The organism is Rhodococcus sp. RCBS9 (assembly GCF_029457415.1).
Classification (GTDB): Bacteria; Actinomycetota; Actinomycetes; order Mycobacteriales; family Mycobacteriaceae; genus Rhodococcus_F; species Rhodococcus_F qingshengii.
Genome location: NZ_CP120422.1, coordinates 3,883,462 through 3,906,413 on the forward strand (window position 1 = coordinate 3,883,462; position 22,952 = coordinate 3,906,413).

Below are 22,952 nucleotides of genomic sequence, written 5' to 3' on the forward strand. Positions count from 1 at the left end.
TACAGATGATGGGGTATCAGATCGTCGTATCCGAGCGGGGAGTGCCATGTGCCAGACACCGAAGGACGCAACACCGGCCACAGTCACGGCGAATCGCGAGGCAGTCGCACGGTATGCCATGGACGACCGGCAGGATTTTGCCGACGCGGATCGAGGGTTGATCGCTCCGTTGCCGGGCAAGGTTGTCGCCGATGACGGGCATACGGTCTTCGATCCTGATGCGATGGCATACCTCGGTGACGATGTTGCCGCGCCGGAGACAGTCAATCCGAGCCTGTGGCGTCAAGGACAACTGATGCGCCGAGGTGGTCTGTATCAGGTGACGGATCGCCTTTACCAGGTACGGAACAACGACCTGGCAAATTTGACGGTTGTCGAAGGTGGCGAGGGACTGATCGTCATCGACTGTATGGCGGGGGTCGAATCGGCGCGCCAGGGTATGAAGATGATTCGTGAGCACGTCAGCGACAAGCCAGTTTCGGCGATCATCTACACGCACACCCACATCGACCACTACGGCGGAGTCAAAGGGATCGTCGATCTGGACGACGTGACGTCCGGGCGAGTTCCGATCATCGCACCGGGCACGATCGCGTCGTTCGACAAGTTCGCGATCGGGGAAAACGTCGTCGCCGGAAATGCCATGGCGAGACGGTCCTTCTACGCCTTCGGTGGATTGCTCGATCTCGATGCCAAAGGGATGGTTACCTGCGGCATCGGCACGATCAGCACGAAAGGTCCACTTGTCTCGTATATTTCCCCCACTGACAGCATCACGGAGACCGGAACGAAGCGTGAGATAGCCGGTCTGGAATTCGAGTTCCTCTACGCGCCGGACACCGAGGCCCCGGAGGAAATGCACATCTGGATCCCCGAACTCGCCGCGCTGACCTGTGCGGAGAATGCCAATCATTCGCTCCACAACATCCAGACCTTAAGAGGTGCGCGCACTCGCGACGCTCGGAACTTCGCGCGGTATCTGGACGAGACTCTCGAGCGGTGGGGAGACGACGCGGCTGTTCACTACGGACCGCACACGTGGCCGGTGTGGGGAAACGAGAACCTGGTGCCGTTCATCGAATCGCAAAGGGACACTTACAAGTACATTCACGACCAGGCACTCCGTCTCGCGAACAAGGGGTACACGCCGCTCGAAGCTGCCGAGGTGATCGAACTACCGGACGAACTCGGGCGCAAGTGGTACAACCGCGGATATCACGGCACTCTGCACCACGACGTTCGCGCCGTGTACACCAAGGAACTGGGAATGTGGGACGGCGATCCGGTGTCGCTTCATCCTCATCCGCCGGTCGAATCGGCGAAGAGGTTCGTCGATCTCCTTGGCGCGCAGAAGATCCTGGACGAGGGTAAGCGGGCATTCGACGCCGCGGACTACCGATGGGCGGCAGAGATCCTGCACAAGTTGGTGTTCGCGCAACCGGAGAACGCCGAAGCGAGGAACCTGCAAGCCGACGTCTACGAGCAGATGGGCTATCAAGCCGAAGGGCCGCAGTGGCGTGGGATCTATCTCTCGGCCGCGTTGGAACTACGCGAGGGCGCCCAGCCTGCCCCGTACGTCACGGCAAGTCAGGACAGTGTCCTCGCGATGCCCATCGACATCCTCTTCGACTTCGTTGCAATACATCTCATCGGCGACAAGGCCACCGACGCGGAACTGCGGATCGATTTCGTGTTCACCGATCGCGGCGACGAGGCATGGACTGCGTGGGTCAAGCGCGGTGTCCTCAATGCACGTAAGGGCGCGTCACCGAACACACAACTGACGGTCTCGGGCCCGAAAGCGGCACTCGTGGGAGCGCTTCTGCAACCGGGCGCGGCCGCCGAACTGGCCAAGGCCGGGAAGATTTCGCTCGACGGAGACGAATCAGCGCTCGAGACGCTGGGAGGGTTGCTCGATACCTTCGATCCCAGTTTCAATATCGTCACGCCGTAACGAAGGGATAGTTTTCGATGTGTACACGCTTGGTCTACTTGGGGCCCAACGACACTGTGATCACTGCTCGATCGATGGATTGGAAGGTCGACCTCGGAACAAACCTCTGGGCATTCCCGCGCGGCATGACCAGAGAGGGCTGTGCAGGTCCGAACTCGATACAGTGGACGTCGAAATACGGAAGTGTTGTCGCGACGGCCTACGACATGTGCACGACCGACGGGGTCAACGAGGCTGGGCTGTCTGCCAATCTTTTGTGGTTGGTCGAGTCCGAGTACCCGACGTATGACGGTTCGACCCCGGGATTGTCGATCGCGGCGTGGGCGCAATACGTCCTGGATCGCTTTGCGACAGTTCAGGAAGCGGTCGAAGTACTCGCGTCGGAACCGTTCACGGTAGTGACCGCTGCCGTTCCCGGCGAAGACCGCCTCGCAACGCTGCACATGTCGCTCTCGGACGCCGGGGGAGACAGCGCGATCATCGAGTACGTCGGTGGACGCCCGACGATTCATCACAGCCGTGAGTACCAGGTGATGACCAATTCGCCGATCTTCGATCAGCAACTCGCCGTCAACGAGTACTGGAAGCAGATCAACGGGACCGTCATGCTGCCCGGAACCAACCGTGCCGCTGACAGATTCGCTCGGGCGTCGTTCTATGTCGATGCGATACCGCAGACGGACGATCCGCGGGCGGCGTTGGCATCCACCTTCAGTGTTATTCGGAATGTGTCGGTGCCCCTGGGGATTTCGACTCCCGATGAGCCCAACATTTCATCGACCCGTTGGCGTACGGTCGTCGATCACAAACGCACGCTCTATTTCTTCGAGTCGGCAATGACGCCCAATACCTTCTGGGTGGACGTGGCGTCGATGGATCTCGCGGAAGGGACACCCGTCCGAAAGCTCGGACTCGGACCGAACGAGAGCACCGTCTATTCCGGTGACTCCACTGACCAGTTCGAACGGGCGGAGGCATTCACGTTCGCGGGAGCATAAGGCTTCGGGGCGTAGTAAAAATCCAATCGTGAAACTTCTTGACATTTCCACTCCGTTCAGATGAAACTTTGTTGCATATTCGGGTTTCGTCAACGGAGGACGGCATGGGCATCACAGTGCAGACACGGAACGATGGTGCGCAGCTCAAACGGCGCAGGGCGCTCGTCGCCGGCTCCGTCGGAAATTTCATCGAGTGGTACGAGTTCGGTGTGTACGGGTTCTTCGCGACAATCATCGCGTCGAACTTCTTCAGCGCCGACGGTTCCGGCGACCTCGAAAGCCTGATCAAGACGTATGCGTCGTTTGCGTTGGCGTTTTTCTTCCGCCCAGTGGGGGCCGCGCTGTTCGGTCGACTCGGTGACCGCATCGGCCGACGTCCTACCCTGGTGATCGTTCTTCTGCTGATGTCGGCTGCGACGACCCTGATCGGTGTGCTCCCCACCTACGAGAGCGTCGGAATTCTGGCACCGCTTCTCTTGACGGTCCTTCGAATTCTGCAGGGATTGTCGGCCGGTGGTGAGTTCGGCGGTGCAGTGTCGGTGATGACCGAGTTCGCTCCGCCCGGACGACGTGGGCTGTACGGCTCGTGGCAGTCGTTCACCGTCGCACTCGGACTGCTCGCCGGTGCGGGTATCGCAGCACTCCTCGCCACTGTCCTCGACCCGTCACAGCTCGGTGACTGGGGCTGGCGTATCCCGTTCCTCCTTGCACTGCCGATGGGGCTGGTTGCCCTGTGGCTCAGGCTCCGGCTCGAAGAAACGCCGTCGTTCGAGCGTGCTCGATCAGTCCAGTCCGAACCGACAGCTGATGCGCCGGCGCCGGTAGTGCAGCCGACTGTCGGAGAGACGGCCAGGGCGATTCTGCTCGGAATCGGGCGGTTGATGGGGTGGTCTGCTGCCGGTTACACGTTCCTCGTCGTGATGCCGACTTATCTTCAGAGTTCGCTCAACGCGACTTTCCATCAGGCACTTGTTGCTTCCGTGCTTGCCAATGCGGGCTTCGCGGTGACCATTCCGATCGCGGGTGGACTCAGCGATCGCATCGGACGACGCGCGGTCATGCTCACCGGCACCGTGATAATTCTGGTCTTGGCTCTGCCGCTGCTCAACGTCCTGCAGAACGAGCAGACGTCTCTGACAGCCAAGGGATTTGCAGTGTTTGCCGCCGGCGCCGCAGTGGGACTTGTTGCCGGACCCGGACCCGCCATGCTCTCCGAGATGTTCCCCACCTCGGTTCGGTACACCGGATTGGGACTCGCATACTCCCTGTCCAACGCGGTCTTTTCGGGCTGCGCCGGTTTGATCATCACGTGGCTGATCAAGGAAACTTCCAATCTCGATATTCCGGCCTACTTCGTGATGGCAACGTGCGCCGTCAGTGCGATCGCCTTGAGTACCTTGCGAGGAAATGCCCACAAGCGGGCACTCGTCGACTGACCGCAGCTTTTCCGAATGCCGAAACGATGCGAGTAAGGGATATTTCATGAGAGTCATCGGCCTGATGTCCGGTACTTCGTACGACGCTATCGATGCTGCCGCAGCAGACATCCGGATCGACGGGGACACTCTTGTGCTCACCCCACTGGGCATGGTCAGCGAACCGTATTCCGGTGAGTTGCGGGCTGCGGTGGCGGCTGCGGTCCCGCCGGCGTCCACCACTGTCGGTCAGATCTGCCAACTTGACACCGAGATCGGACAGGCATTTGCGGCCGTCGCTGCGCGGGCGAACGAGGAACTGTGCGGTGGCAGTGCGGAATTGATCTCCTCACATGGTCAGACGATGTTCCACTGGGTCGAAGGAGCGCAAGTAAAAGGCACTCTCCAGCTCGGGCAGCCGGCCTGGATAGCCGAGAAGACCGGATGCACGGTCGTGTCGGACCTGCGCTCTCGCGACGTGGCGACGGGTGGTCAGGGCGCACCACTGGTCAGTGCGTTCGACGTATTGTGGCTCAACGGAAGAACTTCGGGTTCCGTCGCGCTCAATCTCGGTGGCATCGCGAACGTCACTGCTCCGGGAGGCGCTCCGACATCGACGGCAGATGGTGCCGCAGTACCGATTGCCTTCGACACCGGCCCCGCAAATGCGTTGATCGACGCTGCGGTAAGCGAATTCACCGCGGGGGAGCAGTGGTTCGATCTCGGAGGTGCTCTGGGCGCAGCCGGCACACCGAACGTCGATCTGCTCGCACAACTACTGAGCGAACCGTATTACGCGCAGCCCGCTCCCAAGAGCACAGGCAAGGAATTGTTCCATCGGGACTACCTACTCGCCGCACTGCGGGGCTACGAATCCTTGTCTCTGGCCGACATCGTCGCGACACTGACTGCACTGACCGCCCGGACCGTCGCCGATTCCGTCAAAGCGCTGGCGGCTACCGAAGTGGTGGTGTCAGGCGGTGGCACCAAGAACCCGACGTTGATGGCGATGCTCCGTGACGAACTGGGCGACATCGCGCTTGTCTCTTCGGACGAACTCGGCGTCACTTCCGACATCAAGGAAGCATTGGCTTTCGCGGTTCTCGGCTATCTCACCGCACACGGATTGCCTGGAAGCATCGCTTCGTGCACCGGTGCGCGTCACGCCAGTGTGCTCGGATCTCTGACGCCAGGAAGCCGTGGGCTGCCTAGAATCACATCGGTACCGTCAGCTCCGAAAACGATGCGAATCGAGGCGTTATGACTTTGGACCGGAGTGCTCCGGCGTCCGTCGACCTGCTTGCTCGTATTCGTGCATCACTGAGTAGCCTCTCGCCTGCCGAGCTGCGGATCGCCGAAATCATCGAAGCCGACCCCAGTCTGGCCTCCACCCTGACGGTCAACGACCTCGCCGAACGAGCGTCGACAAGCACGGCGACAGTGGTCCGCACAGCCAAACGACTCGGTTTCGAGGGTTATCCACAGCTTCGTCTCGCGCTGGCGGCGATCAGCGGGTCCGGTACAGAGAACACGATCCCGCTCGGTGTGGACATCGTTGCTGCCGACTCGGCCGGTGAAGTGATGGCCAAGCTCGCCGAGTTCGAATCCGAACAACTCAAGGGCACGGCGCAATTGACAGATCCTGCTGCGCTCGAAGAAGTTGTGTCCCGGATTCGATCCGCCCGCCGCGTCGAGGTCTACGGCATCGGCGCCTCTGGCATCGTCGCGCAAGACCTCACGTTGAAGCTCTCTCGCATCGACGTCAACTGCCGGGTTCATCTCGACCGAGACGCGGCCATGGTCAGCGCCAGCTTGCTCGGACCGGACGACATCGCAGTGGGGATCTCACATTCGGGTGAGACTTCGGATGTCGTGGAACCACTTGCCCTTGCGCGTCGAACCGGGGCGTCGACGGCTGCGATCACCGGAGGGGCACGATCGACGCTTGCCGTGCAGTCACATCACGTTCTGCTCACTGCCGGTAGAGAATTCGGTTTCCGATCGGCTGCGATGGCAAGCCGCACCGGTCAGCTGTTGGTAGTCGACACAATTTTTGCGATGGTGGCGCACTCGCTGCCCAGCGCACTCTCTGCTCTGCAACGAAGCCATGATGCCATTGCTTCGAAGCGGCACTGACGAGGAGTCGTCGCTGTGAGTACTGACGAGGAGTCGTCGTAATGAATATCGATCGAGGAGGACTCGCCACAATGCAATTGGAAATGCTCTCCACCGAGAGACCCAACCCTCTGACCCACGATCTCGATGTCATGTCGGTGTCGGGTCTGCTGACGGTGATGAATCAACAGGACGCAATCGTGGCCGACGCGGTAGCAGCGGTACTACCCGCCATCGAAGCCGCAGTCGACTTGATCGTCGCGGCCCGAGCACAAGGTGGTCGACTGATCTACCTGGGAGCGGGGACAAGTGGGCGTCTGGGAGTTCTCGACGCAGTGGAATGCCCTCCGACGTTCGGGACCGATCCGGGCGAGGTGATCGGCATCATCGCCGGTGGCCCAGGAGCGTTTCTGAACGCCGTCGAGGGGGCAGAGGACGATCCGCGAGCGGCTGGGGTCGATCTCGACGCAATCTCGTTGAACGCCAACGACGTCGTGGTGGGTCTGGCTGCCAGCGGTCGTACCCCCTACGTCATCGGGGGACTCGATCACGCCCGCGAACTCGGCGCTGCAACAGTGGCAGTCTCGTGCAACCGGAACGCGGCAATGAGTTCTCACGCCGGCGTGGCCATCGAAGTGGAGACCGGCCCCGAAATCCTCACCGGATCGACGAGGCTCAAGGCCGGAACTGCGCAGAAGATGGTGTGCAACATGCTCTCCACGGCCAGTATGGTTCGCTCCGGGAAGGCATTCCACAATCTGATGGTCGATCTTCGGCCGACCAATGCCAAGCTTGTCGATCGTGCGAACCGGATCGTCGCGGCAGCCACCGGAGTCGATACCGAGATCGCTGCGGAGACCATCGACGATGCCGATGGTCATGTGAAGGCAGCGGTCGTCATGTTGTTGGCCGAATGCGACTTCGCCGAAGCAACCGAACTGTTGGACCGCGCTTCGGGTTCGGTACGTGAGGCCATCGTCGGAGCGGGCAAGAGCGGCGAGGAAGTCTGAATGGAAATCGTCATAGTTCCCAGTCCGGAGGACGGCGGGCGAATCGCTGCAGATATCGTTTGTGGCGCAATCGAAAACGGAGCGCGGACGCTCGGCCTCGCGACCGGATCATCACCGCTGCACACGTATCGAGAGCTGATCAAGAGGCATCGAGAATCGGGAGTGTCGTTCGCGGCGATGAGCGCGTATCTTCTCGACGAGTATGTAGGTCTCACGTCCGATAAGCCGCAGTCCTACGCGCACACCATCCGCACGGAACTCGTGGATCACCTCGACATCGACAATGCGCGAGTGTTCAGCCCCGACGGCGGGGCCGCGGATCCCAGTGACGCTGCCCGGCGTTACGACGCTGCCATCGCCGAAAACGGTCCCATCGACGTGCAGATCCTCGGCATCGGCCTGAACGGACACATCGGTTTCAACGAGCCCTCCTCCTCGCTTGCATCGCGCACCCGAGTGAAGACCTTGACCGAGAGGACCCGCGCCGACAATGCACGGTTCTTCGCAGACCCAGCCGACGTACCGCATCATGTGATCACGCAAGGGCTCGGAACCATCAGTGATGCACGGCATCTCGTCCTGATCGCGGACGGCGCCCGCAAAGCGCCCGCCGTCCGGGCCGCGGTCGAAGGTCCGGTCTCGGCATTCTGCCCGGCGTCGGTGCTGCAGCTGCATCCACACGTGACCGTCATAGTCGACGAGGCAGCTGCCGGCGAACTCCAACTAGCGGACTTCTACCGCTACACAACCGAGCACAAGCCTGCAGAGCAGGGTTACTGAAAAGCGGGCTGCTGAAAGCGGACTTGATCTCCAGCGCAGTTGAGGTCCTAGCCTCGGGGGATGATCAACGCCAGAGGTCCAGCGGTATCCCCGCCTGCGGCGCCCCGATTCTTCTCACCACCGCTCAGTGTCGCGATCGTCGGAGCGGGGCCGGCGGGAATCCACGCCGCCGGCGCTCTCGCCGAACTTGCGCCCGGCACCAAGACAGACGTGTTCGAGCGTCTACCGACGCCGTACGGACTGGTGCGCTACGGTCTCGCACCAGGGCACCCCGAGTCCGAAAAGTTCGCCCATTCTCTGCACACCACGCTGGTCGCCAGTGAGTTCCGGCTGTTCTGCAACGTGGAGATCGGAAAGGACCTTTCCGTCGATGACCTACGTTCGTCCTACGATGCCGTGATCATTGCAACCGGTGCGCCGCGGGATGCACCTCTCGACATTCCCGGCGTCGAGCTTCCAGGTTCTTTCGGTGGCGCCGAGTTTGTCGGTTGGTACAACGATCACCCGGACAGCTCGCCGCAGTGGCCGCTGAACGCGGAATCGGTCGCAGTGATCGGAGGTGGCAACGTCGCACTCGACGTCACCCGTATGCTCCTCGCCGAGGCGCAATCGCTGCAGGCCACGGACGTCTCCGACCAAGTTCGGGAAGGGATCGCCGGCAGTCGAGTTCGCGAAGTACACATCTTTGTCCGGCGCGGACCAGCCGACGCTCGCTTCTCCCCGAACGAGTTGCGCGCTCTCGGTGAACTACCCGGCGTAGATGTTGTCGTCGATTCTGTCGATGTCGTACCGGACCGGCATGTCGAGCGGATGACCAAACAGTTGGCGCACACCCGACTGACAGTCGAGACACTCCGTGGTTTCGCGGACGCTGCTTCTGCCGATCGGACTTCCCGGCGCCGAGTTCACCTGCACTTCTACCGACAGCCGGCGCAGATTCTCGGCAGCGGGAAAGTCGAAGCACTCCGCGTCGAGCGGACAGACCCGGACGGATATGGTCACGTCACCGCTTCGGGTATCTGTACCGACTATCCGGTTCAAGCTGTGTACCGGGCAATCGGATTTCTCGGGACGCCACTTGCCGGGGTGCTTTTCGATCACGGACGCGGCAATGTTGCGCACCAGGGCGGCGCAGCGGTCGACGAGAGCGGTCTACCGATCGCGGGCTTGTTCGTGACGGGCTGGATGAAGCGAGGTGCCGCGGGGCTGATCGGTGCGGCGCGGCCAGACGCTCGCCAGACAGTCGAAACGATGCTGCACCAACTTGATTCGGCATACGAGCGTCGAGCCGGTCACGGCCGGATCGCGGAGGTCCTCGGGGCCGGCAGAGTGGTGCCCGTCGATTGGGACGGATGGCTTCGCATCGATGCCGCCGAACGTGCCCTCGGTGTGAAGCATGGGCGTGATCGGATCAAAATCAAAGAGCGCGACGAACTCGTTCGCATCGGCACGGAGTCGGCAGTTCACGCCGAATAGATTCGCTGGGGTCTGGAGTACCACCGGGGTTACGCTGAAGTGAGTCACTCCGATTCATTGTGATCGAGGTGCGGAACAGAAGTGTCATGAATGAACGTGGTGCGCAGGCCAGTGACGCGACAATCGCGAGCGGGCCCCTGACCGAACGGGGCACCGTCACCGAGTTGCGCCCTCCAACGCTGCCGGTGGTGCGTGACGGCCAGAACGGTGCAGACGGCCTCGGCCGCCTTGTGGCGGATTGGGAGGAGGGACGAACCCCGTCCGACCTGAGCGACTATCTGCCTGATCCAGCCAAGATTCGTCGGGCGGCGCTGATCGAACTGGTCGGAATCGACATGGAGTACCGCTGGCTGAAAAATGATTGCCCGAAACGGCTCACGGATTACTGTGCCGAGTATCCCGAATTACTCGAAGAACCATTACCGGCCGAGCTCCTGTACGAGGAGTTCCGGCTGCGGAAGCAGGGTGGGGAGGACGTCGCAGCAGCCGAGTACCTCAGCGAGTTTCCCTTGCAGGCAGAGAGTTTCGAGCAGATGTTCGACCGTGATTCGATGGCCGGTCGCGAAGACGTGATGATGTTGGGACTGTCGGGTTTCGACGAGTTCGAAATCGGGCAGCACCTGGACGATTTCGAGCTGGTGTTGGAACTCGGGCACGGCGCATTCGCCCGAGTGTTCCTCGCTCGGCAACTCTCGATGCAGCGGTGGGTTGCGTTGAAAATCTCGCGCAACGTCGGAGTCGAGCCGCAGACTCTCGCCCAGCTCGACCATCCCAACATCGTCCGGGTCTTCGATCAACGGCTGCTCGAGGAACGCGCACTGCGAGTCCTGTTCATGGAATATGTGCCGGGTGGGACCCTGCTCGACGTGGTCAAACTTGTCCGCGTGACACCGCAGGCGCAGCGGTCCGGACAACTACTTCTCGACGCCATCGACAAGACCCTGGCGAAGAAGGGAGAGATGAAGCCCAGCGAGACGAGCCTGAGGAGCGAGATCGCTGCGATGTCGTGGCCGGAGACCGTGGCCTGGATGGGGATGCGACTGGCCGATGCCCTCGAGTATGCGCGTGAGCACGGCGTATTACATCGGGACATCAAGCCGGCGAATGTCCTGCTCAGCGTCGAAGGCATCCCCAAGCTCGCCGACTTCAACGTCAGCTCGAGTGAGGAGGTCTCGACCGAGGACGCTGCATGTTTTGTCGGAGGCTCGCTTGCCTACATGTCTCCGGAGCAATTGGAGGCCTGTGCGGTGGGGGCGCCTGGCACACTCGACACCCGTAGCGACATCTATGCACTGGGCGTGATGTTGTGGGAACTCCTCACCGGGAGTAGGCCTTTCACGGACGACGGTACGGGGGAGAGCCCACCGTCGCCCAAGAAGGCGCTCGAGGCCCGCCGGCGCGGGGTGGATCCCGCAGCCGAGGCACGGCTACCGGACGACTGTCCACCGGCGCTGCGCCGAGTTCTGGTCAAGTCTCTTTCGCCGGAGAGAGACGGAAGGTGGTCTGGCGGCCGAAAGTTGGCTCGTCAGTTCGCACTGTGTCTGGACCGGTCTGCTCGCAATCTGGTGGACCCACCGGAAGGGAGTCCACGTTCGTCGTTGTGGAAGTGGGCGCTGCCGATAGTGCTTGCCGCGATCGGAATTCCGAATCTTCTTGCGGCGGGCTACAACTACTATTACAACAAGATGCTGATCATCTCGGGTCTCTCGCCGCAGGCTCAGCAGCATCTCGAGCAGGTTCATCTGGTCATCGGGGTGGCTGCGTTCTCTCTCGGTGCCGCAGCGATCCTGTATTGGTGTCGGCTTGCACTCACCGTGCCTCACGGACTGCGCAACGGTCAGACGTACAGCGCGGAGGTCTTGAACAAAGCGCGTACCGCGACGCTGAATGTCGGACATCGCGCGGTCGTGATCGCATTCGGTCTGTGGGTTCTGGCCGGTATCGCATATCCGGTCGCATTGCAGATTGCCGCCGGCGGAATTCCGCAGCGAGCCTACGTGCACCTGATGTCGTCGCTGGCGGTGTGCGGCGCCGTCGCAGTCGCGTATCCGTTCTTCATCCTGACGTACTACTCGGTTCGATGTCTGTATCCGATCTTGTTGTCACACGGCGAGTTACGAAGCGACGACGGCCGCGATATACGTTCACTGGGTCGCAGCAGCACGCGTTACCTCGCAGTCGCGGCGTCGGTTCCACTGGTGGGAATCGCGGGGCTCAGTTTTGTCGGTTCGGGTGCCGGTGAGGAACTCAACGCAACAGTCCGTGCGCTGTGTTTGGGCGGTATCGCCGGATTCATCGTTGTGTATCAACTGTTTCGACGGATCGAGAGTGATCTCCGAGCACTGCTGCGCGTCGTGTCTCTCGAGGTGTCGGCGTCTCCGTAAGTGCCGAACAACCGTATTCGAGTCGGCCTATGTGGAAGTGCTCTTGCGTGGTCGGCTGCGACGAACTGCTTTGGTGCGAGGCGGAGACTTCTCTTCCGATTCTTCCTGAGGGTCGTCGCGCCAGTGAATCTCGATTTCTATCTCGACTTCGTTGCCGTCGACTTCGATCTCGAGTTCCCACCGAACCTGTTCCGGAACACTGATTTCGATCGAGTCCCCACCCGACCCCAGCTCCACTTCCGATCCACTGGCGAGGGCTTGACCGAGGGCGATCAGTCGGTCGGCGACTTCCTGCCGTGAGAGTTCTGACTTCCTCTTGATCTCCAGTTTGGGCACGAGCACTCCTGACCTCGGCGGATTCTCCCTTTCACGGTAGTTGGACGAAGGGGAGATTGTCGGAGTTTGTGGAACCACACAGCAGGACGCGTCGACGCGCAACAAACCTGAAGGCGCTGTTGGGGGCGTGAGAAACAGCGAGGAATCCGGCTCACTTCCAGCACGGACGAATCGGTCGGGAGGGCCCTGTCCGCGATGATTTTCGCGAAAGTCTGGGTTCAGTCCAGAAGATTGCGCAATAGTGGAAAGGTGCCTTCGACGCCGGATTATGCAGCCCAACTGCGTAACGCTGAGCTTCGCGTGACTCGTCCCAGAGTCACGGTGCTCGAGGTTGTGCATGCACGCCCACACGCAGCCACCGAGACTGTCTTCGATGCTGTGCGGGCTGTTCTGCCGGGGGTGTCGCGGCAGGCGGTCTACGACGTGTTGCACGCTCTCACCGACGCCGGGCTGATCAGGCGGATCCAACCGTCCGGATCGGTGGCGCTGTACGAGTCACGCGTCGGCGACAACCATCATCACGTCGTCTGCCGGTCCTGTGGGGTCGTTGCAGATGTCGACTGCGCAGTCGGAGAGGCACCGTGTTTGACGCCGTCGGCGCACAACGGTTTCGTTCTCGACGAAGCCGAGGTCATTTACTGGGGCCTGTGTCCCGACTGCTCGACAACTCAGAGTTTGCGATCACAAACGTGATCGAAGTCCGTTCTACTCGCTCATGGAGGGATTACCGTGTCCGATAGTTGCCCGGTTGCTCACGACGGAAACACCGAGAGCACCAGCGAAAGTGAAAACCCCGCAATCCCGTCTCCGACGCCTACCGGGAATCGTCCGAGAACAAACAGCGACTGGTGGCCGAATCAGCCGGATCTCTCTGTCTTGCATTCACATTCGTCGAAGTCGAATCCGATGGGTGCCGACTTCGATTACGCCCAGGAATTCGCCAAGCTCGATGTCGAGGCGCTAAAGCGCGACGTCATCGCGTTGATGACGGCGTCGCAGGATTGGTGGCCGGCCGACTACGGGCACTACGGCGGACTCTTCGTGCGTATGAGCTGGCATGCTGCCGGCACCTATCGCATTGCAGACGGCCGCGGCGGTGGCGGCCAAGGTGCTCAGCGTTTCGCCCCGCTCAACAGTTGGCCGGACAACGCCAGCCTCGACAAGGCCCGGCGCCTGCTTTGGCCCGTGAAGCAGAAGTACGGAAAGCAGGTTTCCTGGGCCGACCTGCTGGTGTTCGCGGGCAACTGCGCCCTGGAGTCGATGGGGTTCAAGACCTTCGGCTTCGGATTCGGCCGAGAAGACATCTGGGAGCCCGAGGAGATCTACTGGGGTCCCGAGGACACCTGGCTCGGCGACGAGCGTTACAGCGGAGACCGTGAGCTGTCCGGACCGCTCGGAGCCGTGCAGATGGGCCTGATCTACGTCAATCCCGAAGGACCCAACGGGCAACCGGATCCGGTAGCGGCCGCCCGCGACATCCGAGAAACGTTCGCCCGCATGGCGATGAACGACGTGGAGACAGCTGCGCTGATCGCCGGCGGTCACACCTTCGGCAAGACGCACGGAGCCGGACCGGCCGACCTCGTCGGACCGGAACCGGAAGGTGCTCCCATCGAGCAGCAGGGACTGGGCTGGAAGAGTGCCTTCGGCACGGGTGTGGGTAAGGACGCGATCACCAGTGGTCTCGAAGTCGTGTGGACTCCCACTCCGACGAAGTGGGACAACACCTTCTTGGAGATTCTGTACGGCTACGACTGGGAGCTGACCAAGAGTCCGGCGGGTGCGTGGCAGTGGATTCCGAAGGACGGCGCGGGGGCGGGCACCATCCCGGATCCGTTCGATTCGTCGGCCGGACGCACCCCGACGATGCTGACGACCGACCTGTCCCTACGCCTGGATCCGACGTACGAGAAGATCACCCGGCGCTGGCTCGATCATCCGGAAGAATTCGCCGAAGAGTTCGCCAAGGCTTGGTACAAGCTCCTTCACCGTGACATGGGACCGGTCACGCGCTACCTGGGACCTTGGGTTCCCGAGCCGCAGCTGTGGCAGGACCCGGTTCCCTCGGCCGATGATCAACTGATCGGGGACGCAGACATCGCGATCCTCAAGAGTCGACTTCTCGACTCCGGGCTGTCCATTTCGCAGTTGGTATCGACGGCGTGGGCGTCTGCCGCGAGCTTCCGCAGCACGGACATGCGCGGCGGCGCCAACGGTGCGCGAATCCGACTGGAGCCGCAGAAGAATTGGGAAGTCAACGAGCCCGCAGCTCTCTCCGCGGTGCTTCAGACTCTCGAGCGGGTTCAGCAGGACTTCAACCAGGCTGGTGGAGCCAAGGTTTCTCTCGCCGACCTGATCGTTCTGGGTGGTACAGCGGCCGTCGAACAGGCTGCGAAGAACGCCGGACAGGACATCACGGTCTCGTTCACTCCGGGACGTACGGACGCAACGCAGGAGCAGACAGACGTCGACTCGTTCGAGGTACTCGAACCCCGGGCCGACGGATTCCGGAACTACCTCAAGGGAGGCGAGAAGATTCCGGCAGAGATTCTGTTGGTTGACCGCGCGTACATGCTGTCGCTGACCCCGCCCGAGGTGACAGTGCTGGTCGGCGGACTTCGCGCGCTGAACGCGAACTTCGGCAATACCCGTCACGGGGTGTTCACCGATCGTCCCGAGACGTTGACCAACGATTTCTTCGTCAACCTTCTCGACATGGGTACAGAGTGGAAGCCGTCGAAGACGGACGAAAACGTCTACGACGGTGTTGATCGCGTGACGGGCGATCCGAAGTACACGGCAACTGCGGTCGATCTCGTTTTCGGATCGAATTCGCAACTGCGTGCACTCGCCGAGGTGTACGCCAGCGCAGACGCCAAGCAGAAGTTCGCCGAGGACTTCGCCGCAGCCTGGACCAAGGTGATGGACCTCGACCGGTTCGACGTGAACTGATCCAGCAGATCGTCGACGGCGCCCCGCGAGCTTGTTCTCGCGGGGCGCCGTCATTTCACGCGCACGATAGCGTGGTCGTGTGGCCGATCAATTTGCGCTGGTACCAGCGGTGTACGTGATGTTCTGTCGAAGCAACCCGGTACAACGGCGCGAGGTGCTGCTGCAATTGCGCGAGGGCACGGGATTCATGGACGGATACTGGGCTCACGCTGCTGCGGGCCACGTCGAACTGGGGGAGTCGGCGATCGACGCTGCCGTTCGGGAGGCTGCGGAAGAACTTGGTGTCGAGTTGCTTTCCTCGGAACTGAAGCCGCTGACCGTGTTGCATCGCCGCCACGCGGACGGGAGCGAACCGGTGGATCATCGAGTGGACTTCTTCTACGAATGCCGCACGTGGTCGGGTGAACCACGCCGGATGGAGCCGTTGAAATCTGCAGATCTGCGGTGGTGGCCGGTTGACGAACTCCCGGAGAAGTTGGTCGACCACGAGCGTTTCGTAATCGAAGCCCATCACTCCGGTCAGCTCGCACCCATCCACAGCTACGGCTTCTGACCGGGTGAGGATCTGATTCAGGCTTCGCTGGCAACGATGACCGGGCAGTGTGCTTTTCGAATCATCGCACTGCTCGTGGTGCCGAGAGCGGTGTCGTCGAACGAACCTCGCCCACGCCGACCCACGACGAGAAGCCGTGCCTCGGTGGAGAGTTGTTCAAGAATGGCAACCGAGGGGCCGTCGAACTCGATCTGACGGATCGCGACGCCAGGGTAGAGCGTGGCCCAACCCGACAGTTGCCACGTCAGCGGCGTCGAGTGCTGGGGCGAGTGCCCGGATGCGACGTCTCGACGCAGTTCGGCCTCTGGCGGCGCTGCGTGCACGACGACCAGTTCGGTGTTCGCTGCCTCTGCTTCCTTGAAGGCGATGGCCAGAGCGCTTTCGCTGTAGGCGCTTCCGTCCAAACCGACGACAACCGGCAAGGCTGCCGTAGCGCTGCTTTCACGCGGTGTTCCGACTCTTGCGAACGAACATGTCGGTCCAGGTGCGGCGGGATCGTCCTGTGTTGCGACGATCAAGGCGGCCTCAGCTGTCAGCGCGGTGAGAATTGCGGTGTTCTCCCCGGAGATCAGATCGGTCCGGATCCGAAGATCTGGCGACACCGACTCGGCGATCTGAATGGCCTCCATGAACAGGCCGGTCGGCGATGCCGAGGTGTTCAGATCGGCGCTCGGAGCTACGAAAACGATTCGCATCCAGAGACCGTGCCGATGTGCGAACTCAGCCGCCCACGTGATCACGTCGGGGCGCAGCGGGGATCCGTCGACGCACACGACCACCGCTCCGTCTGCGGACCACTCCGAGGTGATGAGGTCAGTCGATAGTTCGGGCTTCATCGTGAACTCCTCGAGCTGTGTCTGTTGAATGCGAACTAGCTTGCAGGACAGTGCCGAACAGCAATCCTGCGACGACTATCGAGCACGCGGCAGTCGTCAGGGGCAACCACACGAGCGTCGTGACAGCGAACATGAGCACGAGCAACGGGGCGAGGAGATGGCCGGGTTTCGCTCGGCGTTCGTGTTGCTGCCTTTCTGCCCAGGCTCGGTGCTTCGTGCCGTCATTCATGTTGTTTCACCTCAGTTCTCACGTCGGAAACCGACTTGTGACCAAGCAGTCCGACATGCGCCTCGTCGCGCATTCTTTCGACCATGTGGGGGTAGTGCAGTTCGAATGCCGGCCGCTCACTGCGGATTCGGGGGAGTTCGGTGAAGTTGTGTCGCGGTGGTGGGCAGGACGTCGCCCATTCGAGCGAGTTTCCGAAGCCCCAAGGATCGTCGACGGTCACAATTCGGCCGTACCGGTAGCTCTTGAAAACGTTCCAGATGAACGGAATCGTCGAGGCTCCGAGCACAAACGCGCCGATGGTCGAGATCGTGTTGAGAAGAGTGAAATTGTCCGACGGGAGGTAGTCCGCGTACCGCCGAGGCATGCCCTGGGCGCCGAGCCAATGCTGGACGAGAAATGTCGCGTGAAAGCCGATCAGGGTCAACCAGAAATGGATCTTGGCGAGCTTCTCGTCCAACATCCGGCCGGTCATTTTCGGGAACCAGAAGTAGATTCCGGCGTATGTCGCGAACGCGATTGTTCCGAAGAGGACGTAATGGAAATGCGCGACAACAAAGTACGAGTCGGTGACATGAAAGTCCAAGGGCGGGCTGGCAAGGATGACGCCGGAGAGTCCGCCGAACAGGAATGTGACCAGGAAGCCGACGGAGAACAGCATGGGCGATTCGAAAGTCAACTGCCCCTTCCACATGGTGCCGATCCAGTTGAAGAACTTGACTCCGGTGGGAACTGCGATCAGGAAGGTCATGAACGAGAAGTAGGGGAGGAGAACGGCGCCGGTTGCGTACATGTGGTGCGCCCACACAGCGATCGACAGTGCAGCAATTCCCAATGTTGCGTAGACCAATCCGGTGTATCCGAAGATCGGCTTGCGGCTGAAGACGGGGAAGATCTCCGAGACTATGCCGAAGAACGGCAGCGCCAGAATGTAGACCTCGGGATGGCCGAAGAACCAGAACAGGTGCTGCCACAACATGACTCCACCGGTGGCGGGGTCGAACAGGTGCGCTCCCAGGTGCCGGTCCACCCACAGTCCGATCAAGGCAGCAGCGAGCAGCGGAAAAACGAGGAGGATCAGCATGCTGGCGACCAGCGCATTCCACGTGAAGATCGGCATGCGGAACATCGTCATACCCGGGGCGCGCAGGCAGACGATCGTCGAAACGATGTTGACCGCGCCGAGGATGGTGCCGACGCCGCCGAGAGCGAGACCGATGATCCACAGGTCGGCGCCCATGCCGGGGGAGTGGAGTTCGCTGGTGAGCGGTACGTAGGCGGTCCAGCCGAAATCTGCCGCACCACCAGGTGTTACGAATCCGGCGGACGCGATCAGGCCGCCGAAGAGATAGAGCCAGTAGCTGAAGGCGTTGAGTCGCGGGAAACACACGTCCGGCGACCCGATCTGCAGTGGCATGAGGTAGTTGGCGAATCCGAAGAACACCGGGGTCGCGTACAGCAGGAGCATGATCGTGCCGTGCATGGTGAACAACTGGTTGTACTGCTCGTTGGACAGGAATTGCATTCCCGGAACGGTCAATTCCATGCGCATGAGTAGTGCCATCAGTCCGCCGATCAAGAAGAAGGCAAACGATGTCACGATGTACATCAGACCGATCATCTTGTGATCGGTGGTCCTGAGGATCTCGACCAGTTTCGAACCCTTCGGAGCGGTTCGGGGAATTGCATCGGCGGGGGAATCGACCTCACCGACCGGCCGGGGCGCGAGATCAACCACGACGGCCGCCTACGCACATCGACGTGACGAAAGACCGAGAATGCCTGGGACTGTGGAACATAACGCAATGATCGTGGCGACCGGGAACTCGGACGAGGGGAAAAGGTCCCTAGGATCGGAACAGAGGCATGGCGTAGATCACGTGGTCCGGTACGGTCGAGAGAGTTGTCTTCACGAGCCGAAAGAAAGCGAGATGGTCATGGCATGTCGTATCAGTGAACTGGTGCTCGGTTGCCGGGAACCCGAGGTGCTGGGCCGGTTCTGGTGCGAGGTCCTGGACTTCGTCGTGCTCGATCGAATGGACGACGGTTCGTTGGAGATCGGCCCACGCGAAGGGTTCGGCGGTCCGCAGCCGACGATCATCCTCAGTCGCAGAGACGAACCGGAGAAGGGCAAGCCCCGCCTGCATATCGACGTCAACGCCACCGATCGCGATCAGGAGGCCGAACTGGAACGCCTGTTGAGTCTTGGTGCGCGGCCGGCCGACATCGGCCAGACAGGACACGAACAATGGCATGTCCTGGCCGATCCGGAAGGTAACGAGTTCTGCCTGCTCAAGGCCCAACTGGATCCGCTCTGACGCTCAACGATGCTGGATCGGCAACGGACTTCGCCTGGGGCTCAGCGGAACACGCCACACCAGTTCGGTGACACCGTTCTCGCTGGTGATGTTGCTCGAGCCTCCGCACTGACGAGCGCGGGTCGCCAGGTTGTCGAGACCGTGGATTCTGGTTGCCTGGTCGATTCCCACACCGTCGTCGACGATGCTGATGACAAGCTCCTCGGTGGCCCGGATGGTGACGTCGATGGCATCGGCATGTGCATGCCGCAGAGCGTTGCTCAAGCCCTCGCGCACAACGGCTTCGGCATGCGGGGCAAGTCGAGACGGGACGGAACTGTCGATGGTTCCCTCGAAAGTGACGCTGGGAGTGATCGACGAGTGGCCGGACAGACCGTTGACGGCATCGAGTAGTCGCCGCCGCAGGCTTGTGGGAGTAGACATCTCGCTCGTATGGAGGTCGAAGACTGCGGTGCGGATTTCACGGACTGTTCGATCGAGTTGATCGACAGAGGTGTCCAATACGGTTCGAACGGTGTCCTCGTCGCCTGGACGTTGCAGCACCCCCTGCAAACTCAACCCGGTGGCGAACAGCTGTTGGATGACGTGGTCATGGAGATCCCGCGCGATTCGGTCGCGATCTTCGAGGACGTCGACCAGTCTTTCTTTCCGTTGCTGTTCTGCGAATTCGACAGTGACAGAAGCGATGTCTGCCATCGCCGTCAGTTGCTCGATCTCGTCCACTCCCCACGGGCGGTTGCTGCGGCGTGACGCGAAGAGAACACCGCCGCCGAACGAGGTCCCGGAGAGGGGGAGTGCGACCACTGATTCGTCGCCGGAAACATTCAGTGCCGGAACGGAACTGCCATGTGGTGCAGAGATCGGCCGCCGGCTCCGCGCAGCGTCGTCGATCACGGTCCCGGACAGATCGACGGCTGATCCGGTCGCGGGGACAGGCTGGGAATCAGCAGCATCGGCGACGTGGACTACCGGCTCTCTGCCGAGGTCGTAGCGAACGACGCACACAAGATTTCCATCCGTGAGGTGCCGCGTCGTCCGAACCAGTTCCGCCAGCGTCTCGTCGCGGGATCCGCCGCTGAGCAGACGTGCATTGACGGCGGCGACGGCCTTGAGCCAGGCTTCTCGCGTCCGGGATTCCTCGAACAGACGCGCATTGTCGATGGCGATGCTCGCAGCATTTGCCAGAATCTGGAGTACAGCCTCGTCGCGGTCGTCGAATGCAGTCCGTTCCGAGCTGTCCGCGAGGTAGATGCTGCCGAACACCTCGCCCCTGACGAAGATCGGAACACCGAGAAACGTGTCCATCGGCGGGTGATTGGTCGGAAACCCTGCCGAGGACGGATGCGAGGAGATTCGGTCGGTTCGAACCGGGCACGGTTCTCGAACGACCAGGCCCAGCAGGCCGTGTCCTTCGGGAAGATGCCCGATCTTGGCAACCCGCCCTTGAGTCAAACCGGAGTGGATGAATCGGGACAAGCGTCCGTCGGGGGATTTCACGCCGAGCGCGCCGTAGTCCGCTTCGAGGAGATGTCGCGCGACGTCGACTATCTGTTGCAGGGTTTCGTCGAGCTGGAGTGTGGACCCGACGGTCAACACGGCACTGAGCAGTTTGGGAATTGCAGTCGGGTTGAGAGCAGTCAGCTCTGCGCTTCCGGCGATGTCGCCGAAAAGGCTGAGCATGAGCGCGTCGCGGCTACCTGGCATGGTGCGTGCCCGTGGTGGCGGAGAAGGGCGAGCCGGACGGCGTCAGTAGGTGAGTGGTCGCCTGGCCCGAAGGATCCGGGTGCGAAGTGCCCGCACGAAGCTTTGTCGCCAGAACTGCGGCCTGCGTTCGACGTTCGAGACCCAGTTTCTCGAGGATGCGTGAGACGTAGTTCTTGACTGTTTTCTCCGAGAGTTCTGCGTGCGAGCTGATCTCTCGATTGCTCAGTCCCTTGCCGATCAACTCGAAGATCAAGAGCTCCTGATCGGTCAACAGGGCTGCCGCAGTACCCGACTCCTGTTCGGAGCGGATGCGCCGGACCAAACCGATCACCGCCTGGGTGTTCAACAGCGACTTGCCGGTAGCAACCGTGCGGATCGCCGACACCAGGTCGTGGCCGCGGATGTTCTTGAGGACGAATCCTCGTGCGCCGGCGATCAGGGCGTCGAGCAGTGCGTCGTCGTCGGAGTACGACGTGAGCATCAAAGTGGCGGCGCTCGGGTAGGTCGACGCCAGTTCTCGGCACAGTTCCACACCGTTACCGTCGGGAAGTCTGACGTCCATGACTACCACGTCGGGTCGGCATTCGGGTATTCCGGCCGAGGCTTCGCGAACACACGACGCCTCGCCAACAACGTTGAATCCCGATACCTGATTCAACAGGTCTGCCAATCCACGACGGACGATCTCGTGGTCGTCGACCAGATAGATGCCGATCGTCACGGTGGTCACCTCTTCCAGCTCACGCCTGCCGTCGATGTTACCGGACGGTAATGTCCCGACAGGATCGGGTTGTCCGACCGATGGTCGACAAAAAACCCGCGTCGAAGGGTGCGAGACCGAGTCTCGATTGCACAGAGTCAAAGGTCCCGACCGTCACGAGATCTGAATCACCCAGATCTCGTGAGGCGGTGGGTGTGAGCTGAATGTGATTGCACCGGTGGCTGTTCGATCCGCTCAGTCGACGGGAGCGAGTTCGACGGAGACGTAGACACCCTTGCCTTTTCGGTGTGCGAGTGCCTCGCCGGGGCGATCGATACCGTCCAGTTGGAGAACGATCGGACCTTGTTCCGGGTAGAAATTGCGCCACCAACTCTTCTTGTCCGGCATGGCAACGCCGATCGTCACATGGTCGCCTTTTCGTTTGTAGGACACGGGCGCGCTGAAGGTGCGACCGGACTTGCGTCCGACGTAGGTGATGACGGTCATGGAACGGCCCAGTAGTTTGCCTACGATCGGAGCGCCGATCAGTGGTTGGACCACTACGTTCACGGCGGCGGATACACGTTGGAAAGTGTTCACGAGAAGCCCTTTCACGACGAATGCTGCACGAATTCGAATCCTGCACGGAAATGGTGCGTGCAGTAGTTCTATCCTGCTCGACCGGGATTGTCGCGTGGGCAGAAATTGGTACAAACCGGTGTGCCGAAGCGAGTAGCGTGGGGTACGTCGAGGGTCATTCGAATATGCGCGGTCAAGCCATGTCGTCCTCGACGCCAACCCGGTCTGTGGTCGAACGGCCGAGAACTGGAGCGCCGGTATGGCGTCGAACCCGTCCGATGTGTCGAATGCACGAGGGCAATCCGAGTCGACTGACGAGGATCAGAAAACACCGTCGATCTGCCCGGCGTGTCAGCACAGTATGAAATCCCACGATCCGCTCGGGGTTCGCTTCTGCGCAGTGACTGCCGACCGCGGTCTCGATCGAAAGTGCATCTGCGCTGCAGATCGCGAGGAGATGCAGCACTATTCGCGCTACTGAGGTGCATCCTGCATCCCAATCGGAGACGCACCGACCTGTAGTCGCCGACAGTGCTGGATGCCCCGAACCCGCCCTCGTCTATCGACGATCAGCACGTGGTGGTGATGTGTGCGTAGTGCACTTTTACCTGTACGA

General features: G+C 61.3%; 20 protein-coding genes. 14 read left to right on the top strand and 6 right to left on the bottom strand.

What is annotated here, in order from left to right:
• Nucleotides 1–46 precede the first annotated feature (46 nt).
• The 9 genes from P0M12_RS18235 to P0M12_RS18275 all read left to right on the top strand — a co-directional run bounded on the left by P0M12_RS18235 (nt 47) and on the right by P0M12_RS18275 (nt 12,132).
• Nucleotides 47–1,954 carry an alkyl sulfatase dimerization domain-containing protein gene (locus P0M12_RS18235; protein WP_081557464.1) on the top strand — a complete coding sequence of 636 codons (1,908 nt, stop codon included), beginning with the start codon at nt 47–49 and terminating at the stop codon, nt 1,952–1,954.
• A gap of 17 nt (nt 1,955–1,971) precedes the next feature.
• Nucleotides 1,972–2,952: a linear amide C-N hydrolase gene (locus P0M12_RS18240; RefSeq protein WP_064075789.1), complete on the top strand. Its 981-nt coding sequence runs from the start codon at nt 1,972–1,974 to the stop codon at nt 2,950–2,952.
• 104 nt (nt 2,953–3,056) lie between these two features.
• Nucleotides 3,057–4,388 carry an MFS transporter gene (locus tag P0M12_RS18245; protein WP_042452397.1) on the top strand — a complete coding sequence of 444 codons (1,332 nt, stop codon included), beginning with the start codon at nt 3,057–3,059 and terminating at the stop codon, nt 4,386–4,388.
• Nucleotides 4,389–4,434: 46 nt separating this feature from the next.
• A complete protein-coding gene (locus P0M12_RS18250) occupies nt 4,435–5,631 on the top strand; it encodes an anhydro-N-acetylmuramic acid kinase (RefSeq protein WP_042452394.1) in 1,197 nt (398 codons plus the stop codon).
• On the top strand, nt 5,628–6,503 hold the full coding sequence (locus P0M12_RS18255; RefSeq protein ID WP_003941452.1) for a MurR/RpiR family transcriptional regulator: 876 nt from the start codon (nt 5,628–5,630) through the stop codon (nt 6,501–6,503). The genes P0M12_RS18250 and P0M12_RS18255 overlap by 4 nt, the downstream gene beginning before the upstream one ends.
• A gap of 71 nt (nt 6,504–6,574) precedes the next feature.
• A complete protein-coding gene (gene murQ, locus P0M12_RS18260) occupies nt 6,575–7,492 on the top strand; it encodes an N-acetylmuramic acid 6-phosphate etherase (protein ID WP_277377926.1) in 918 nt (305 codons plus the stop codon).
• Nucleotides 7,493–8,272, top strand: coding sequence for a glucosamine-6-phosphate deaminase (nagB, locus tag P0M12_RS18265; protein ID WP_161120330.1), 780 nt, complete (start codon nt 7,493–7,495; stop codon nt 8,270–8,272).
• Between the two features lie 60 nt (nt 8,273–8,332).
• On the top strand, nt 8,333–9,748 hold the full coding sequence (locus P0M12_RS18270) for an FAD-dependent oxidoreductase (protein WP_277376678.1): 1,416 nt from the start codon (nt 8,333–8,335) through the stop codon (nt 9,746–9,748).
• An 86-nt stretch (nt 9,749–9,834) separates the two neighbouring features.
• Nucleotides 9,835–12,132: a serine/threonine-protein kinase gene (locus P0M12_RS18275; RefSeq protein ID WP_277376679.1), complete on the top strand. Its 2,298-nt coding sequence runs from the start codon at nt 9,835–9,837 to the stop codon at nt 12,130–12,132.
• Nucleotides 12,133–12,159: 27 nt separating this feature from the next.
• Here P0M12_RS18275 and P0M12_RS18280 read toward each other — a convergent pair whose 3' ends face one another.
• Entirely contained in the window at nt 12,160–12,468 is a 309-nt protein-coding gene (locus tag P0M12_RS18280) for an amphi-Trp domain-containing protein (protein ID WP_037129603.1), read from the bottom strand.
• Between the two features lie 249 nt (nt 12,469–12,717).
• Here P0M12_RS18280 and P0M12_RS18285 point away from each other — a divergent pair, with 249 nt between their 5' ends.
• The 3 genes from P0M12_RS18285 (at nt 12,718) to P0M12_RS18295 (ending at nt 15,973) form a co-directional block, all read left to right on the top strand.
• Complete coding sequence (locus P0M12_RS18285) at nt 12,718–13,161, top strand: Fur family transcriptional regulator (RefSeq protein ID WP_037129600.1); 444 nt, start codon at nt 12,718–12,720, stop codon at nt 13,159–13,161.
• Between the two features lie 36 nt (nt 13,162–13,197).
• A complete protein-coding gene (gene katG / locus P0M12_RS18290) occupies nt 13,198–15,420 on the top strand; it encodes a catalase/peroxidase HPI (protein ID WP_003941458.1) in 2,223 nt (740 codons plus the stop codon).
• Between the two features lie 79 nt (nt 15,421–15,499).
• Entirely contained in the window at nt 15,500–15,973 is a 474-nt protein-coding gene (locus tag P0M12_RS18295) for an NUDIX domain-containing protein (protein ID WP_003941446.1), read from the top strand.
• Nucleotides 15,974–15,990: 17 nt separating this feature from the next.
• Here P0M12_RS18295 and P0M12_RS18300 read toward each other — a convergent pair whose 3' ends face one another.
• Nucleotides 15,991–16,809, bottom strand: coding sequence for a universal stress protein (locus P0M12_RS18300; protein ID WP_234551955.1), 819 nt, complete (start codon nt 16,807–16,809; stop codon nt 15,991–15,993).
• 221 nt (nt 16,810–17,030) lie between these two features.
• On the bottom strand, nt 17,031–18,773 hold the full coding sequence (gene ctaD / locus P0M12_RS18305) for a cytochrome c oxidase subunit I (RefSeq protein WP_007726434.1): 1,743 nt from the start codon (nt 18,771–18,773) through the stop codon (nt 17,031–17,033).
• A 199-nt stretch (nt 18,774–18,972) separates the two neighbouring features.
• Here ctaD and P0M12_RS18310 point away from each other — a divergent pair, with 199 nt between their 5' ends.
• Nucleotides 18,973–19,353 carry a VOC family protein gene (locus P0M12_RS18310; protein ID WP_007726436.1) on the top strand — a complete coding sequence of 127 codons (381 nt, stop codon included), beginning with the start codon at nt 18,973–18,975 and terminating at the stop codon, nt 19,351–19,353.
• 3 nt (nt 19,354–19,356) lie between these two features.
• Here P0M12_RS18310 and P0M12_RS18315 read toward each other — a convergent pair whose 3' ends face one another.
• The 3 genes from P0M12_RS18315 to P0M12_RS18325 form a co-directional block, all read right to left on the bottom strand.
• Nucleotides 19,357–21,057, bottom strand: a complete 1,701-nt coding sequence (locus P0M12_RS18315; protein ID WP_277376681.1) for a GAF domain-containing protein — start codon at nt 21,055–21,057, stop codon at nt 19,357–19,359.
• Nucleotides 21,047–21,778 carry a response regulator transcription factor gene (locus tag P0M12_RS18320; protein WP_039972719.1) on the bottom strand — a complete coding sequence of 244 codons (732 nt, stop codon included), beginning with the start codon at nt 21,776–21,778 and terminating at the stop codon, nt 21,047–21,049. The genes P0M12_RS18315 and P0M12_RS18320 overlap by 11 nt, the downstream gene beginning before the upstream one ends.
• 234 nt (nt 21,779–22,012) lie before the next feature.
• The gene (locus tag P0M12_RS18325) at nt 22,013–22,357 is read right to left on the bottom strand and encodes a nitroreductase/quinone reductase family protein (RefSeq protein WP_037129595.1); all 345 of its coding nucleotides are present in this window, start codon (nt 22,355–22,357) and stop codon (nt 22,013–22,015) included.
• 238 nt (nt 22,358–22,595) lie between these two features.
• Here P0M12_RS18325 and P0M12_RS18330 point away from each other — a divergent pair, with 238 nt between their 5' ends.
• The gene (locus tag P0M12_RS18330; RefSeq protein WP_042925672.1) at nt 22,596–22,817 is read left to right on the top strand and encodes an RGCVC family protein; all 222 of its coding nucleotides are present in this window, start codon (nt 22,596–22,598) and stop codon (nt 22,815–22,817) included.
• Nucleotides 22,818–22,952 lie beyond the last annotated feature (135 nt).